Annotated in this window: 17 protein-coding genes; 11 read left to right on the forward strand and 6 right to left on the reverse strand. The window is 67.0% G+C overall.

Annotated features, from left to right (window positions below; genetic code table 11):
- Positions 1-58: 58 nt before the first annotated feature.
- Both ACTHN9_RS12275 and ACTHN9_RS12280 read right to left on the reverse strand, forming a co-directional pair.
- Positions 59-1,246 (reverse strand): DUF3108 domain-containing protein, encoded by a 1,188-nt coding sequence (locus ACTHN9_RS12275; protein ID WP_440537039.1) that lies wholly within the window; start codon positions 1,244-1,246, stop codon positions 59-61.
- A 151-nt stretch (positions 1,247-1,397) separates the two neighbouring features.
- Complete coding sequence (locus tag ACTHN9_RS12280) at positions 1,398-2,264, reverse strand: IclR family transcriptional regulator (protein ID WP_440537040.1); 867 nt, start codon at positions 2,262-2,264, stop codon at positions 1,398-1,400.
- 201 nt (positions 2,265-2,465) lie between these two features.
- Here ACTHN9_RS12280 and ACTHN9_RS12285 point away from each other — a divergent pair, with 201 nt between their 5' ends.
- The 4 genes from ACTHN9_RS12285 (at position 2,466) to ACTHN9_RS12300 (ending at position 6,679) form a co-directional block, all read left to right on the forward strand.
- Positions 2,466-3,458 (forward strand): fumarylacetoacetate hydrolase family protein, encoded by a 993-nt coding sequence (locus tag ACTHN9_RS12285; protein ID WP_440537041.1) that lies wholly within the window; start codon positions 2,466-2,468, stop codon positions 3,456-3,458.
- Between the two features lie 165 nt (positions 3,459-3,623).
- Entirely contained in the window at positions 3,624-4,472 is an 849-nt protein-coding gene (locus tag ACTHN9_RS12290; protein ID WP_440537042.1) for an enoyl-CoA hydratase/isomerase family protein, read from the forward strand.
- A gap of 41 nt (positions 4,473-4,513) precedes the next feature.
- Positions 4,514-5,338: a PhaM family polyhydroxyalkanoate granule multifunctional regulatory protein gene (locus tag ACTHN9_RS12295; protein ID WP_440537043.1), complete on the forward strand. Its 825-nt coding sequence runs from the start codon at positions 4,514-4,516 to the stop codon at positions 5,336-5,338.
- Positions 5,339-5,449: 111 nt separating this feature from the next.
- Positions 5,450-6,679 (forward strand): patatin-like phospholipase family protein, encoded by a 1,230-nt coding sequence (locus ACTHN9_RS12300; RefSeq protein WP_440537044.1) that lies wholly within the window; start codon positions 5,450-5,452, stop codon positions 6,677-6,679.
- A gap of 79 nt (positions 6,680-6,758) precedes the next feature.
- Here the strand turns inward: ACTHN9_RS12300 and ACTHN9_RS12305 are convergent, their stop codons facing one another.
- Positions 6,759-7,025, reverse strand: coding sequence for a hypothetical protein (locus ACTHN9_RS12305; RefSeq protein ID WP_440537045.1), 267 nt, complete (start codon positions 7,023-7,025; stop codon positions 6,759-6,761).
- A gap of 43 nt (positions 7,026-7,068) precedes the next feature.
- Between ACTHN9_RS12305 and ACTHN9_RS12310 the strand changes: the two genes are divergently transcribed.
- Together ACTHN9_RS12310 and rfaE2 are read left to right on the forward strand one after the other, a co-directional pair.
- Positions 7,069-7,932 (forward strand): ferritin-like domain-containing protein, encoded by an 864-nt coding sequence (locus ACTHN9_RS12310; RefSeq protein ID WP_440537071.1) that lies wholly within the window; start codon positions 7,069-7,071, stop codon positions 7,930-7,932.
- A gap of 125 nt (positions 7,933-8,057) precedes the next feature.
- Entirely contained in the window at positions 8,058-8,546 is a 489-nt protein-coding gene (rfaE2, locus tag ACTHN9_RS12315) for a D-glycero-beta-D-manno-heptose 1-phosphate adenylyltransferase (protein ID WP_440537046.1), read from the forward strand.
- Here the strand turns inward: rfaE2 and ACTHN9_RS12320 are convergent.
- Genes ACTHN9_RS12320 through ACTHN9_RS12330 form a run of 3 tightly spaced genes read right to left on the reverse strand, consistent with a single transcriptional unit; the run spans position 8,518 to position 10,569 of the window.
- Positions 8,518-8,760 carry a hypothetical protein gene (locus tag ACTHN9_RS12320; protein ID WP_440537047.1) on the reverse strand — a complete coding sequence of 81 codons (243 nt, stop codon included), beginning with the start codon at positions 8,758-8,760 and terminating at the stop codon, positions 8,518-8,520. The two genes, rfaE2 and ACTHN9_RS12320, sit on opposite strands and share 29 nt — an antisense overlap.
- Before the next feature lie 19 nt (positions 8,761-8,779).
- Positions 8,780-9,649 carry a type III pantothenate kinase gene (locus ACTHN9_RS12325; protein WP_440537048.1) on the reverse strand — a complete coding sequence of 290 codons (870 nt, stop codon included), beginning with the start codon at positions 9,647-9,649 and terminating at the stop codon, positions 8,780-8,782.
- Positions 9,646-10,569 (reverse strand): biotin--[acetyl-CoA-carboxylase] ligase, encoded by a 924-nt coding sequence (locus ACTHN9_RS12330; protein ID WP_440537049.1) that lies wholly within the window; start codon positions 10,567-10,569, stop codon positions 9,646-9,648. Before ACTHN9_RS12330 ends, ACTHN9_RS12325 begins: the two co-directional genes overlap by 4 nt.
- Before the next feature lie 200 nt (positions 10,570-10,769).
- Between ACTHN9_RS12330 and ACTHN9_RS12335 the strand changes: the two genes are divergently transcribed.
- From ACTHN9_RS12335 to ACTHN9_RS12355, 5 genes are all read left to right on the forward strand, one after another.
- Positions 10,770-11,912: an MlaE family ABC transporter permease gene (locus ACTHN9_RS12335; RefSeq protein WP_440537050.1), complete on the forward strand. Its 1,143-nt coding sequence runs from the start codon at positions 10,770-10,772 to the stop codon at positions 11,910-11,912.
- Positions 11,909-12,787: an ABC transporter ATP-binding protein gene (locus ACTHN9_RS12340; protein ID WP_440537051.1), complete on the forward strand. Its 879-nt coding sequence runs from the start codon at positions 11,909-11,911 to the stop codon at positions 12,785-12,787. The genes ACTHN9_RS12335 and ACTHN9_RS12340 overlap by 4 nt, the downstream gene beginning before the upstream one ends.
- Before the next feature lie 51 nt (positions 12,788-12,838).
- The gene (locus ACTHN9_RS12345; RefSeq protein ID WP_440537052.1) at positions 12,839-13,804 is read left to right on the forward strand and encodes an MlaD family protein; all 966 of its coding nucleotides are present in this window, start codon (positions 12,839-12,841) and stop codon (positions 13,802-13,804) included.
- Positions 13,805-13,954: 150 nt separating this feature from the next.
- The gene (locus ACTHN9_RS12350; RefSeq protein WP_440537072.1) at positions 13,955-14,512 is read left to right on the forward strand and encodes an ABC-type transport auxiliary lipoprotein family protein; all 558 of its coding nucleotides are present in this window, start codon (positions 13,955-13,957) and stop codon (positions 14,510-14,512) included.
- A gap of 149 nt (positions 14,513-14,661) precedes the next feature.
- On the forward strand, positions 14,662-14,994 hold the full coding sequence (locus tag ACTHN9_RS12355; protein WP_440537053.1) for a (2Fe-2S) ferredoxin domain-containing protein: 333 nt from the start codon (positions 14,662-14,664) through the stop codon (positions 14,992-14,994).
- The last annotated feature ends 8 nt before the right edge of the window (positions 14,995-15,002 follow it).

Below are 15,002 nucleotides of genomic sequence, written 5' to 3' on the forward strand. Positions count from 1 at the left end.
ATCGAGGATCGTCCGTGTGCCTCGATACCTACGATAACGGCACGCGCGGCTTACCGGTTTAGGGGTGCTCGCGCACCGGCCCGACTTCGCTGGCCTGGGCATCGGACGAGTCATCCGGTGTCTTTCCCATGGAGGACGCATTTTCCGCGCCCGGGGGCATGAGCGGCCCGCGCCAGACCAGTTCGATCTGCGAGCCGTTCGGCTCCGTCTGCATGATGCGCACGGGCAGCCAATCGAGCGAGGGGGCGAGCCAGACGTCGATGCGGCGCCGGTCGCCCTCGTGCCGGGGCAGTCTCATAAAGTGGCGCGCGTCGATGAAACCTTCGGCAGTGCGAATCGATTCGTTGCCGATCGTCTCGATCGGCCAGTTTTCCCCGCTGTCGTCGTCGGCCACGTAGAACGTGCGCGTGACGCCGGGTTTGTAGGCGCCGGGGTCGCCGCGCACGAGGCTTGCAAGCTGCATCACCATGCTGAAGCGGTCTTGCGCCCCGTCGGGCAGCGCGAGCGTGGCGCCCGAGCGCGTAAAGCCGATGCGCTTGGCCGTGCGGTCGAACGTCGTGACCTCTTGCGGGCGGCGTCCGCGCTTTTCGATATAGCGCTCGGGGGCAAGGCCGAACGCATCGATGCGCCCCTGGCTTTCGTACGAGAACGTGCCCACGAACGGCAATGGGACCGACACGACCATTTGGTAGCCGTCGCCGTCGCTCGTCCAGTGGATCGTGCCGGGCGCGTTTTCCACCCCGTTGTAAAACGTGTTGTAGTGCAGATTGCCCGATGGGGGGACGGAGAATCGGACACCGGAGGCAGGCGCACTCGCGGGCACGGCCGCGGCCGTCGGTGCGGTGCCCGGCGCCGTCGCACTGGCTGCGGTGCCGCGGCCCGCGCTAGCGCCGGCGGTTTCGTCTGCCGCCCCGGCCGCTTGCCGCGTGGGCGTCAACGCATGCAACACCGGCGCGAGTCCTGACGACCGGCCGCGAGCCGGCTCGGTCCGCTCCGGGGCCGGATAGCGCGGGGCCGCACGAAGCCGGTTGCGCGCGATCGGTTGCGGCGTCAGCAGCGCGACCTGGACCGGCGGTTTGACGGCCGGCGGCGCGAACGCGTCATGCATCCGCTCGAACCAAACGGCGGCCGTCCCGTGCAGGATTGCCGCCGCCGCCAAGGCGGCGCCCCAGCGCCAAGCACGGCGGTGCGTCCCACTGGCGGCAGGAACGGCGGGCGTGGCATTGGAACACGGTAGATACGACATGGCGATGGGCTCGGTCGTCGATTCGAACGACGACGTTTAGGGCGCCGAGACGATTCGAGCTGCGCGAACAAACCGACATGATGCCTGCAAACGACCGATCGCGCCGACGGCCCGGCGACGTATGCCTCGGCGTGCCCCGTAACGGGCGGGCCTAGCGTGGCGCGTCGCTGTACCCGAGTTCGTAAGAGAGCTTGGCGGCGCAGGCCTTCAGCGCTTGGGCGACTTCCCCTTCCCACGACAGGTCGAACGCCCCCTCGTGCCCGAGTGCGATCAGCCCGAGCGCGAGATTGCCCGAAGCGTCGAACACGGGCATGCAAAAAGCGTGAATGGTCGGCAACAGCATGCCGGCCACGCGTGCCGCGCCGTGCGCGCGAACTTCGCCGAGCACGCGTTCGAGTTCGGCTTCGCTGCGCGGCCCGGTCGTATGGGCGGAGCGGCGCGAGTCGACCAGCTCGCGCTCGATCATTGCCGCGGTCTTGCCGCGCGGCAGATAAGCGGCGAACAAAAGGCCCGTGGCCGAACCGAGCAGCGGCATGACGTCGCCGAGCTTGAGCGATGCCTTTGCCGGATGGCTCGATTCCGTCCAATGGACGACCGTCGGGCCGAGATTGCCCCAGACCGCAATGCCGACAGTGACGTCGAGACGATCGCGCAGCTCGCCGAGCGCTAGCCGCGCCAGCTTGACGCCGTCCACCCGTGCAAGGCGCGCGAGCCCCATCTGCAGCGCGAAGCCCCCGAGTTCATAGCGGCCCGAGACGGGATCTTGCGCGACGAGGCCCAGACGCAGGAAGCTCACGAGGTACCGATGCGCCTTCGCCGGGCTCATTTGCGCGCGCTTGGCGAGATCGCGCAGCATCATGGCGCGAGGCTCGTTCGTGAGCACGTCCAGCAAGCGAAACCCCACTTCGATCGATTGGATCCCCGAGCGGACCTTCCCCTGCTCGTCGGTGGCGTCGTCGAGCGCATCGGCGCCGTCGGCGAGTGCCGGATCGAGCGTATCGGAAGGAGACGAGGGCATAGCGGACATGGCTCAGAAAGAGGAACGGAGGCCGAAAATCACGAAAGCAGTCAGCGGCAACGGCAGAAGCGACAGAGGCGACGGAAGCGACGAGCACCCAGGCCACAGGCGCCATCTTCGCCGCCGCCGACTGGCATCGGGCGTTCACCATCGTAAAATAGATTCCCTCTATCGTCATCTCACGGCTTCGATCTCGTTTTCATGAAACTTGCCACGCTCAAAGACGGTTCCCGCGACGGTCAACTGATCGTCGTCTCGCGCGATCTGCGCACGGCCGCGATCGCCGACGGCATCGCCCCGACGCTGCAACGCGTGCTGGACGACTGGGCCTTTTACGCGCCGCAACTCGCCGAACGCTACGACGCCCTGAATCAGGGCCGCGCCCGCCATACATTCGCCTTCGAGCCGAAGGACTGCATGGCGCCGCTGCCACGCGCATTTCACTGGGCGGACGGCTCGGCCTACGTCAATCACGTCGAACTCGTGCGACGCGCGCGCGGGGCCGAGATGCCGCCCGAGTTCTGGACCGATCCGCTGATGTACCAGGGCGGCAGCGACGACTTCCTCGGGCCGCACGACGACATCGTCTGCGCATCGGAGGCGTTCGGCATCGACTTCGAGGCCGAAGTGGCCGTGGTCACCACCGATGTGCCGATGGCGACGGCGCCCGAGGCGGCGCTCAAGGCCGTGCGTCTCGTCATGCTCGTCAACGACGTGTCGCTGCGAAATCTGATTCCGGCCGAACTCGCCAAGGGGTTCGGCTTCTTCCAAAGCAAGCCCGCCACGGCCTTCTCGCCCGTGGCCGTGACGCCCGACGAACTCGGCGAACATTGGCGCGAGGGCCGGCTCGCGCGGCCGCTCGTCGTCCACTGGAACGGCAAGAAGGTCGGCCAACCCGATGCCGGCGTCGATATGGTGTTTCACTTCGGGCAACTGATCGCCCATGCCGCGAAAACGCGCAATCTGCGGGCCGGCGCGATCGTCGGTTCGGGCACCGTCTCGAACAAGGACGAGAAGCGCGGCTATTGCTGCATCGCCGAGAAGCGTTGCCTCGAAACGATCGCGAGCGGCGCACCGCAGACCGAGTTCATGAAGTATGGCGATACCGTCAAGATCGAGATGTTCGACGAGGCCGGCAAATCGATTTTCGGCGCGATCGAGCAATCGGTCGCTCCGCTGGAGCGCGGTCGCTAGTGTTCACGGCACCGCCGATGGGGGAAACTTCGCAGGCAACATCGCACGCAACCGCGAAGTGCGCGCCGGGTTTGGCCCGATGCGAGGCCGCCCGCGCGGGCCTACACTGACGATAGAGCGACGGCCCGCGCGGGCTGTTGCCCCACCCGAGACGAGCCGACCCGGATGATCGATACGACACCTCCCGACGACTTGGCGCCCTACGCGCACTACCGCTCGCTGCGTTTGCGGCGTCATCCGCATGGCGTACTCGAAATCGTCATGAGCGGGGAAGGGATGAATAAAAGCGCGCTCGCGGCGGCCGACGATCGCATGCATCGCGAACTCGCCGAAATCTGGCGCGACGTCGACCGCGATCCGGCTACGCGCGTGGCCGTGATCCGCGGCGAGGGCAAGGGTTTTTCGGCGGGCGGAGATCTGGGCCTCGTCGAACAGATGGCCGAGCGCTTCGACGTTCGCTCGCGCGTCTGGCGCGAGGCGCGCGATCTCGTCTACAACGTCATCAACTGCAGCAAGCCGATCGTCTCCGCGATGCACGGGCCCGCCGTGGGCGCCGGGCTCGTCGCCGGCTTACTGGCCGACGTCTCGATCGCCGCGAACGACGCTCGCATCATCGATGGGCACACACGCTTGGGCGTGGCGGCCGGCGATCACGCCGCCATCGTGTGGCCGCTTTTGTGCGGCATGGCCAAGGCCAAGTACTACCTGCTGCTGTGCGAAGCCGTGAGTGGGGCCGAGGCCGAGCGGATCGGGCTCGTCTCACTGGCCGTCGACGAGGCCGAGTTGCTGCCGAAGGCGTTCGAGGTGGCCACACGATTGGCGCAAGGCTCGCAAAGCGCGATTCGCTGGACAAAGTACGCGCTCAACAACTGGCTGCGCATGGCGGGGCCGACCTTCGACACGTCGTTGGCGCTCGAATTCATGGGCTTCTCGGGCCCGGACGTGCACGAGGGCATTCGCTCGCTGCGCGAGCGGCGCGCGCCCGAATTTCCGAGCGGCGACGACCTTTCCTGAACGCATCTTCACGTATTCCTACCGTATCGAAGGAGCATCCGATGACCGACACCGCCGGCGGCCAACCGCCATTCCCGGGCTTCCCTGGCTTTCCGCCCGCCGAAATGCTCGACAAGATGTGGGACATGATGCGCCTCACGCCGTTCGGCGCGGCGTTTCCGGGAATGCAGCCGGGGACGGCGCAAGGCTTCGGCTCGCCGCTCGCCGCCATGTCGGACATGATGTCGCCGCTCATGAACGTCGAGGAACTCGATAAGCGCATCACCGATATGCGCGCCGTCGAGCAATGGCTCAAGCTGAACTTGAACATGCTGCAATCGGCGATCCAGGCGCTCGAAGTGCAGCGCGCGACGTTATCGACGCTGCGCGCGTTCGGCGCATTCGCGCAGGCGTCGATGACGCAACCGACCGAGGCCGCGAGCGGGCAAGCGAGTCCATCCTCGTCGTGGGGCAGCTCGACGAGCGGATGGCCGAACCGTTCGAACGATATGGGTACGGGCCATGCCGCTGCGCAGCCGGGCGCGGGCGCAAGCGGTGCCGCTCCTTCGGCCGACGAACCGTCGGGGGCGGGCGCGCAAGCCGGCGAGGCCGCGAGCGCCGCCTTCGATCCGTCGGGCTGGTGGAATCTGCTGCAGTCGCAGTTCAATCAGCTTGCGGCCTTCGCCATGACTGAGCCGGGCGCCGGCGGCGAGGCGGGGCCGAAGCAGCCTTCGTCGAAGAAGGCCGGCGCGGACGGTGCGTCGCGTACCAAGGCGGCCGATAAGCCCGCCGATTCTTCGGCCAAGCCGGTGGCTAAGGCGGCGGCCAAGGCGGCGAACGCGCGTAAGCGTCCGGCCAAGCCGGCATCGGCTGCCGGGGAAAAATGAAGCGCGGGGAACAATGATGCTTGCCCGGCAGCGTTGCTTGGGTCCGATTTGTCGCGCCATGCGGGTGGGCGGCGGGCGACGCTCGTTCGTGCTTTCTTTGGGTTGGACGCCGTGCGGCTAGCGTTGGTATTAATGGGGGGCGGCGCCCGCGCCGCGTATCAGGTCGGGGCGCTCAAAGCGCTGGCGCAAATCGCGCGAGACGTGGCGCCGCTTGCGCCGGCGTCGCCGTTCACGATCGTCTGCGGGACCTCGGCGGGGGCGATCAACGCGGCTTCCATCGCGAGCCATGCGGACGATTTCGTGTTCGGCGTGAGCCGGCTCATCGATTTTTGGTCCAACATTCGTGCGCGACAGGTCTATCGCACGGATTGGCGCGGCGTGGCGGCGGCCGGCGCGCGCTGGCTGGCGGCGATGAGCTTCGGGTGGGCCGTGCGGCGCTCGCCGCGCGCGCTATTCGACAACCGTCCGCTGGCGGACCTGCTGCACGGTGCGCTCGACTTCGCGCGCATCGCCGACATGCTCGATGCGCATGCGCTGCACGCGCTCTCGATCACGGCGCTCAGTTACTCGAGCGGCCGGCATCTGACGTTCTACCAAGCGGAAGAGCCGATCCAGTCTTGGCGGCGCGCGCAGCGCGGGGCGCGCATGGTGGCGCTCAAGCCGGCGCATTTGCTCGCATCGGCCGCCATCCCGTTTCTGTTTCCCGCCGTGCCGCTCGAACTCGACGGCTGTACCGAATACTTCGGCGACGGCTCGATCCGGCAGATCGCCCCCTTGAGCCCCGCGATCCATTTCGGTGCCCAGCGTATCGTCGTGCTCGGTGCGGCGGCGCCGCGCCCCGAAGTGCCGGCGGCTGCGGGCCTCGAAAGCGGGTACCCGTCGCTCGCCCAGATCGGCCAACAGGTGCTGGCCAGCGTGTTTCTGGATTCGATCGGCGCGGATATCGAGCGGATCGAACACATCAACGGGATGATTCGCCACCTTCCGCAGCAGGTCGAACCCGAGAGCGGCTGGCGGCACGTCGACGTCCTGCCGATCGCGCCGAGCGAGCGCATCGAACTCATCGCCGCGCGGCACCTCAAGCGTCTGCCGCTCACGGTCCGGGGGCTGTTGGGGGCGGTCGGCGGCAATCGCGCGGCGGGCGCATCGTTCGCGAGCTATCTGCTGTTCGAAGCCGAATTTGCCAACGAGTTGATCGATCTCGGTTTTCGAGATGCCATGGCGCAACAGGAGCGGCTGGCCGAGTGGATTCGCGCCACCCAAGACGAGGCGAAGACGAGCGGCGCGGGCGGGCGCAGCACGGCGACGGCAGGCGTGGAGGCGCCGCGCGCCGACGTTTGAGCGCGGCCGGCGTTGCTGCGGCGCGTCGAGTGCGTCCGAGAGGCCGGTGCTAGCGCGGCGCGTGCTATCATTTCAAAGATTACGATCCGTGGGCGAACACTGAAAAACCAAGAGCGCGGCAGGTCGTCGTGCCGCCGTCCGCAGGACACGAGAAATGACTCGGCGCGAGCGCGGTGCCGCGTTCGGTCATCGCCCGGGGCGCTAAGCGCCGGCCGGTGCGAGCGCGGGGGCGTATCGCCGCATCGCAGGCCTTGAGTTCGATCAATAAACGATCGTAATCACAGCGTAAAATCGTGAGCTTTTCGCCGCCCAGGCGTGGCGACGGGTCGCGTGCGGTAATCGTCATACGAGTTGGAATGGGCAGACCAGGGGTGGGACCTATGAACACCATGCTTTATCCGGAACTTTACAAATCGCTCGAATCGGTCCGATGGGACATGGAGAAGGACATTCCCTGGGACAAGTTCGACGCGTCGCTCCTGACCGACGAGCAGGCCGCGACGATCAAGATGAACGCGATCACGGAGTGGTCGGCGCTGCCGGCGACGGAGATGTTCCTGCGCGATAATCACCACGACAGCGACTTCTCCGCGTTCATGAGCGTGTGGTTCTTCGAGGAGCAAAAGCATTCGCTGGTTCTCATGGAGTACCTGCGCCGCTTCAAGCCCGAGATGGTGCCGACGGAAGCCGAGTTGCACGCGGTGCGCTTCGAATTCGATCCGGCGCCGCCGCTCGAAACGCTGATGCTGCACTTCTGCGGCGAAATTCGCTTGAATCACTGGTATCGCCGTGCCGCCGAATGGCACACCGAGCCCGTCATCAAGCACATCTACGAAACGATTTCGCGCGACGAAGCCCGTCACGGCGGTGCTTATCTGCGCTACATGAAGAAGGCGCTGAACAACTGCGGCGACGTCGCACGCGCGGCGTTTTCCAAGATCGGCGTGTTGATGGCCTCGGCGCGCCGCACCGAAAAGCCGTTGCACCCCACGAACCTGCACGTGAATCGCGATCTGTTCCCGCGCGACACGATTCAATCGCGCCTGCCCGATCCCGAATGGCTCGAGCGCTGGCTCGACGAGCAAATCCGCTTCGACGACGGCTGGGAAAAGAAGGTCGTCGAGCGCATCTTGCACAATCTCTCGTTGTTGTTCGAGCGCACGTTCACGACGGCCCAGGAATTGAACCGCTACCGCAAGGAAGTCACCTCGCGCTTGCCGGCGGCGGGTTCGGCCGAACACCAGCCCGCTTGACGAGCCGCATCGATTGGCCGAGCCCGTCGGCGCGAGGGGAGTTGCTCCTCGCTCCGGCGGGCTTTTTGTTGCCGGCGCGTTGACCATCGGCTCGCTTGCCGATTGCCCTAACGGATATTCCGCCCATGTCTCCCGTATCGTTCGAACGCAAGATCACTACGCGCGAGGCGCTTGCCGCCCGACGCGATATGCTGGCCGCGCCCGTCGTTTTCACGAACGGGGTGTTCGATATTTTGCATCGCGGCCACGTGACCTATCTGGCACGCGCGAAGGCGCTCGGTGCGTGTCTGATCGTGGGCGTCAACAGCGACGCGTCGGTCCGCATGCTGGGCAAGGGCGATGATCGACCGATCAATGTCGAGGACGATCGAATGGCGCTGCTCGCCTCGTTGGAGTGTGTGGACTGGGTGGTGCGATTCGAGGAACAAACGCCAATCGAATTGATTCGCGCGGTGCGCCCGGACGTGCTCGTCAAAGGCGGCGATTACGACATGGACGCGCTGCCCGAATCGGCGCTCGTGCGGAGCTGGGGCGGGCGCGCGCTGGCAATTGCCTTCGAGCACGAGCGCTCGACCACAGCGTTGCTCAAGAAGGTGCGAGCGGCGCAGCCTTGATCGACGGCGAGGGATCGGGCTGGCCGACGATGGCCTGCTCGGCCGTTTCGGCCTCCGAGATCGGCCTGGCCTTGATCCATTCGGGGTGGACTTGCCGCTCGAGATGATGCGGCTCGCGCGCGCCCGCGGCGGGCAGCGGCCCGAGCATGCCGCTTGCCAAGCCGAACGCGATCAAATTGGCGAGAAACAAAATGGCGATTAGCCAACGCAACATCGTCACGTCTCCTTATCGTTCACATTCCTCTATCGACGGCGCCGTCCTGCGCCGCGATCAACGCAAGCCCCGACAACACAAGCGTGTCGTGGCGCGTATGCGGCACGTCGAGCACACCGGCGACGTCGCCGGCCGCGCCACCGCCGACGACTAGCCGCACCGGCTTATCCCAGGCGCGGCAAAGCTCGCGCCACGCGCGCTCGAGCAGGCCGGCCTGAGCGAGCAGCGAACCCGCCGTGATCGCGTGGTGGGTCTCGGTCGCGAACCAATGCTGCGCCAGCGCATCGCCAACCAACGTGCGCACCGAATCGGCGGCCAACGTCGGTAGCTGCGCCGTGTGCTCGCCAAGCGAGCGCATCATCAGCGACCATCCCGGTGCGATCATACCGCCGACGAAGCGGCCGTCGGCCGTGAGCGCTTCGAGCGTCGTCGCGGTGCCGAGCGTCGCGATCAAGAGCGGCTCGCCGGGAAACGCGGCGTGCGCCCCGATCAGGCCGGCCCAGCGATCGCTGCCGAGGCGTTCCGGCGCACCGTAGCCGTTGACGACCCCGCATTGCCGCTCGCGCGCGCGAATGAACGTGCAAGGCAGACCCGGCCAATGTCGGTCGATGACGGCTTTCAGCCGCTCGGCGACGGCTTCGCCCGCGACATTCGAGATCCAGGCTCCGTCCGGCGGCGGCAGGCCGGCCCATTCGACGATCGACGCGGGGCGCCATGCTGCGCCCACGTTGCCGCCGCTTCCATCGGGGGCGGCCTGCTCGTCGGCGCTCGCCTCCTGGGCGTGCGCAAACGCGCCGCTGCGCAGCAGGGCGCCCGGCGCATCGGCGAGCGCCCATTTCACGCGGCTGTTGCCCGCATCGATCAGCAGGAACGGCGCGCGACCGCTCATGGCGTATCGCCGGCCAGCCGTAGCGAGACGTCGCCCGTCGCGATGGCCTGCATGCCCGTATCCGACAACAGCAGCAGTTGCCCGGAGCCGTCGACGCCCGTTGCGATACCGCGCGCCAGTTCCTCGCCTTTGTCGATCAATACGACCTCGCGATTCGCGAACGCATGATAGGCATTCCAACGGTCGACGAATGCCGCGAACCCTTGCGGGCCGAAGCGCTCGATCATCTCGGTCAACGCCTTGACGACGACGGCCAGCGTATCGGTCAGGTTTGCGTCCGGCAGGGCTTGCGACAGGGCGGCAGGCGGCGTGGCGCGCGCTTGAGCGGGCAGGGGCGAGGAAGCCGCTTCGAGTTCGGCTTCGAGCGCTTCGTCGCGCCGCACGTTGATACCGACACCGATGACGACGGCGCTCGCGTTCGCCGTGCTCCAGGCCGTCTCGATCAGAATGCCCGCCAGTTTGCGGCCGTCGAGCAGAACATCGTTCGGCCATTTCAGCGCGAACCGCGCGGCTTCGCCGGGCGCCAAGCGAGCAAGCGCATCGACGACGGCGACGCCCGTGGCCAGGCTGAGGCCGGCGAGCCCCGCCAGCGGGCGCGGCAGCACGCAGGCGAGCGAGAACGTGAGCGCGTGTCCCGGTTTCGTCTGCCAACTGCGGCCTTGCCGTCCGCGCCCCGCCGTTTGCCGGTAGGCGGCCCGCACGGCATGCACGCCGAAGGCGGCGCGCTCGCGCGGCAGCGCCTTCATGCGCGCCATCAAGTCGGTATTGGTCGAGGCTGTTTCGTCGACGATTTCCAGCGCGTCGGCGGCAATCGCGCTCGCGCCGCCGGCGCGGGCCCGGTCTCGGTCGATCCGCCAGTCGTCGCCGCGGCCGTTGGACGCGGAACCGGGGCTCGGAGAGGGAAAAAGGGTATCGGTCATGGTCGTATTGTAGTGGGGCCAGCGTGACGTAGCGCGGCAAACGCGCGCCCCACGCGCGCTGGGCCGGTCGCGGCGTGCGCCGCCGCACCCGCCGAGGCCGGCAGGGTCGCCAACGTCCCTACCGCCCCGGTACAGGCCGCACCCGAGCGCAGCCCGCTACAATGGCCGCAGTTCAGTTCCTCGCGTGGGATGCCCCTTCCTTGGACTTCGATACTCCGCCAGGCTTGCGCATCGAGTCGAGCAGCCTGGGCCCGCTCGTCACGCTGTCCGGCCAATGGACCGCGCTGGCGCTGGCGCGCGATCGTGCTCGCGCGGGCGCCGCCTCGCGCCTGAGCGCGCTTGCGCGAGCGGCGCCGGCCGGCGAGGCGTCCGCCCAGTGGGATCTGTCGGCGGTGGAGCGAATGGATCACGTCGGCGGGCAGGCGCTGTGGCGCGTATGGGGCCGCAAAATGCCCGAACGCATCACGCTCACGGACACGCAACGCGATATCTTCGCGCGCATCGCGTTGCTCGAAACGCAGCGCGAAAGCCCCGAGGCCGTCGAGCGCATCGATGCCGTCACCGCGCTGGGCCGCTCGGTGTTGGGCTTCGCCGATCACGTCTACGGCGGTTTGGCGATGTTCGGCCGCTTCGTGCTCGATACCCTATCGGTGCTGCGCCGCCCCGCCCGCGCGCCGTGGCTCGAAATTTCGGCGAACGTCTATAGCGCAGGGGCGAAGGCATTGCCGATCACGGCGCTCGTGGCATTTTTGATCGGCATCGTTCTCAGTTACTTGTCGGCTCAGCAATTGCGGCTGTTCGGCGCGAATCAATACATCGTCAATATCCTCGGGCTCGCGGTGATCCGCGAACTCGGTCCGGTGCTCTCGGCGATCCTCGTCGCGGGCCGCTCGGGGTCGGCCATCACCGCGCAAATCGGCGTCATGCGCGTGACGGAAGAACTCGACGCGATGCTCGTCATGGGTATTCCGCATGGCCTGCGCCTCGTGTTGCCGCGCGTGATCGCGCTGTCGGTGGCCATGCCGCTGCTCGTCATGTGGACCAACGTCGTCGCCTTGATCGGCGGCGCCTTGGCGGCCCAGCTCGTGCTCGGCATCGATGTTGCCTATTTTGCTCGCGCGCTGCCGAGCGTCGTGCCGATCGCCAATCTATGGATCGGGCTCGGGAAGGGCGTTGCCTTCGGGATGCTGATCGCGCTCGTTGCCTGCCACTTCGGTTTCCGCATCAAACCGAACTCGCAGAGCCTCGGTACGGGCACGACCTCGTCGGTCGTCTCGTCGATTACCGTCGTCATTTTGGCCGATGCGATTTTTGCGATCGTTTTTCAGAACGTCGGGTTATGACCGCTCCGCTCACCGCCGCTGTGCGTCACTGTCCACCGCCCGCGATCGCGGAGCGCGTGATCGCGGTGCGCGATCTGACCAAGCGCTATGGCGCCATGATCGTGCACGAGCATTTGGATTTCGATGTCCGGCGCGGGGAGATCGTCTCGATCGTCGGCGGTTCGGGCTCGGGCAAGACCACGCTGATCCGGCAGATCCTCGGGCTCGAGGCGCCCACGTCCGGCTGCATCGAAGTATTCGGGCGCGATACCGCGACCATCGACGAGCAAACGGGGCGCATCATGCGCAGCCGAATGGGCATGTTGTTCCAGCAAGGGGCGCTTTTTTCGTCGATGTCCGTATTCGACAACGTCGCGCAGCCGATTCGCGAACTGGGCCGCGTGCCGCCCGCGTTGTTGCATGACATCGTCATGCTCAAACTCGAAATGGTGGGGCTGCCGTGCAAACACGCGTCGAAAATGCCCGCCGCGCTCTCGGGCGGCATGATCAAGCGCGTAGGCATCGCGCGGGCGCTCGCACTGGAGCCGGAACTGCTCTTTCTCGACGAACCGACGGCGGGGCTCGACCCGAAGGCCTCGGAAGATTTCGTCGAATTGATCGCGACGCTGCATCGTGCGCTCGGCTTGACGGTTGTCATGGTCACGCACGATCTCGATACGATGACGTCGCTGTCGACGCGGGTGGCCGTGATCGCCGATCGGCGCGTGCTCGTGGCCGCGCCGATCGAGGAAGCGGCGGCCGTCGATCATCCGTTCATCCACGAATTCTTCCTCGGCCGGCGGGGGCGGCGCGCGCTGCAGGCGCTCCCGCCCGAGCGCCGCGCCAAGCTGCCGCCGGCCGCGCTCGAGTCGGCGTCGGCCGAGGTGCCGCTATGACGTACCGGCATGCCGCGCTCGGCGCGCCGCCGAACGATAGGACCCCCGCGCATGGAAAATAAATCACATGCTTTTTGGGCCGGCCTCTTCACGATCGGGCTTGGCGTCGCGATCGCGCTGGCGGTCTTCTGGTTCAACCTCGATCGCCGGGTGCGCATACCCTATGATTTGATTTCGCATACGAACGTCACGGGGCTGTCGACCGATGCCGACGTCCGCTATCGCGGCCTGGAAGTGGGGAAGGTACAGTCGATCCGCTTCGATCGCGCGCACCCCGGGACGATCGTCATTCGCATCCTCGTCGACAAAGATGCTCCGATCACGCGCTCGACCTTCGGTAGTCTTGGACTGCAAGGCGTCACGGGCATCGCGTTCGTTCAACTCGACGACACCGGTGCCGATCTCGCGCCGGTGCCGACATCGGCCAAGCACGTCGCCCAATTGCCGATGCGCCCGGGCTTGCTCGATCAGCTGCAACAACGAGGCGATGCGTTGGTGAGCGAATTGCAGAGCGTGGCGGCGCGCGCCGATGCGATGCTATCGGACCAGACGCGCACCCAGCTGTTGGCGACGGCGTCCAGCCTGCAGCACGCCGCCGATGCGGTGAACGACCTTGCGCAAGCGGCGAAACCGGCGGCGACGCAATTGCCGCGGACGATGAACGACCTCGCGCGCACGTTGGCTTCGACGAACGCGCTCGTGACCGCGCTCTCGTCCCCGAGCGGGCCGCTCGCGTCGAACTTGAACAAGATCGGTTCGGCGGCCGATCGCGCGAGCGGTGCGCTGGCGACGATGGATGCGTCGCTGCAATCGATGTCGGCGCGGCTCGACTACGAGACGCTGCCGCGCATGGGTGCGTTGGCCGCCGACGTGAGCGGCGCGGCGCGCGCGTTCGATCGCGCGGCCGATACCTTCAGCACGAGCCCGAGGAGCCTGCTTTTCGGCGTGGGACGTGCGCAGCCCGGCCCTGGCGAGCCCGGATTCGCCTGGCCCGCGGCGGCCGGCACGCAGCATTGATCAGAAAGGGAAGCGCACTGTATGGCACGTTCATCCGATCCGAGTCCGGCACGCGTAGGCACCACCGGCCGGCCATGCGGGGGCCGTCCCCGCGCTCGCCTGTTCATCGCTGCGGTCTGCGCGCTGGCGAGCGCCGCCGTATTGGCGGCGATGGGCGGCTGCGCGTTCGGCACGCCCGCTGCCATCGCGAACATCCGCTACGACCTCGGTCCGCCGACGCCGCCTGCCTTTTCGGGCCCGCTCCCCGTGGTGCGCATGTTCGACGTCCGTGCGCCGGCGGCGCTCGACTCCAACAACATCCTGTATCGCATGAGCTATGCGGACCCGCGCCAGACAGCAAGCTACGCGAACAGTCATTGGACGATGCGGCCCGCCCAGTTGCTGACCGTGCGCGTGCGCGGGGCGTTGGCCGCGCGCGGGGCCGTGCTGAGCGGCGGCGAGGCGGTGAATGCGCCGCTGCTCACGATCGAACTCGACCAATTCGAGCAGGTATTCGACAGCCAGAGCGAGAGCCACGGCGCTTTGATGGCGCGTGCGACGCTTACCCGCGAGGGCGCCTTGATTGCACAGCAGACCTTCGTGGCACGCGCACCGGCGAGCATGGCCAATGCGGCGGGTGGCGTGCAAGCGCTCGCGGCCGCGAGCGACCAATTCGTCGCGCAGCTCGTGGCGTGGCTCGGCATGCAGGCGGGCGCCGCCGTTCAATGAGCGACCGACGCGCCAGCGGGCCCGCGCAACGCTCGCTATAATCGGCCGACTTCGCCATCTCATTGACGCCGGGCGTTCACGCATGCGCGATGCCGATGCGCAACGCAACGCGAGGCACCGACCCGGCTCACCACCCGAATCCCGAGACCATGGACTCCTTTTACAAGTACCACGTCTTTTTCTGCACGAACAAGCGCGACCCCGACGCGGAACGCCCCAGTTGCGCTCTGCGCTGCAACGCCGAAAAGATGATCGACCACACGAAAAAGCGCGTGAAGCAGCTCGGCCTCGCGGGCCCCGGCAACGTGCGGATCAACAAGGCGGGTTGTCTCGATCGCTGCGAACTTGGCCCGGCCGTCGTCGTCTACCCGGAGGGCACGTGGTACACGTACTTCGACGAAGCCGATCTCGACGAGATCGTCGATTCGCATTTGAAGGAAGGCAAGATCGTCGAGCGCCTGTTGATCGACAAGATCGCCTGATTTGCGCG

Source organism: Trinickia sp. (genome assembly GCF_051953405.1).
In the GTDB taxonomy this organism is placed as follows: domain Bacteria; phylum Pseudomonadota; class Gammaproteobacteria; order Burkholderiales; family Burkholderiaceae; genus Trinickia.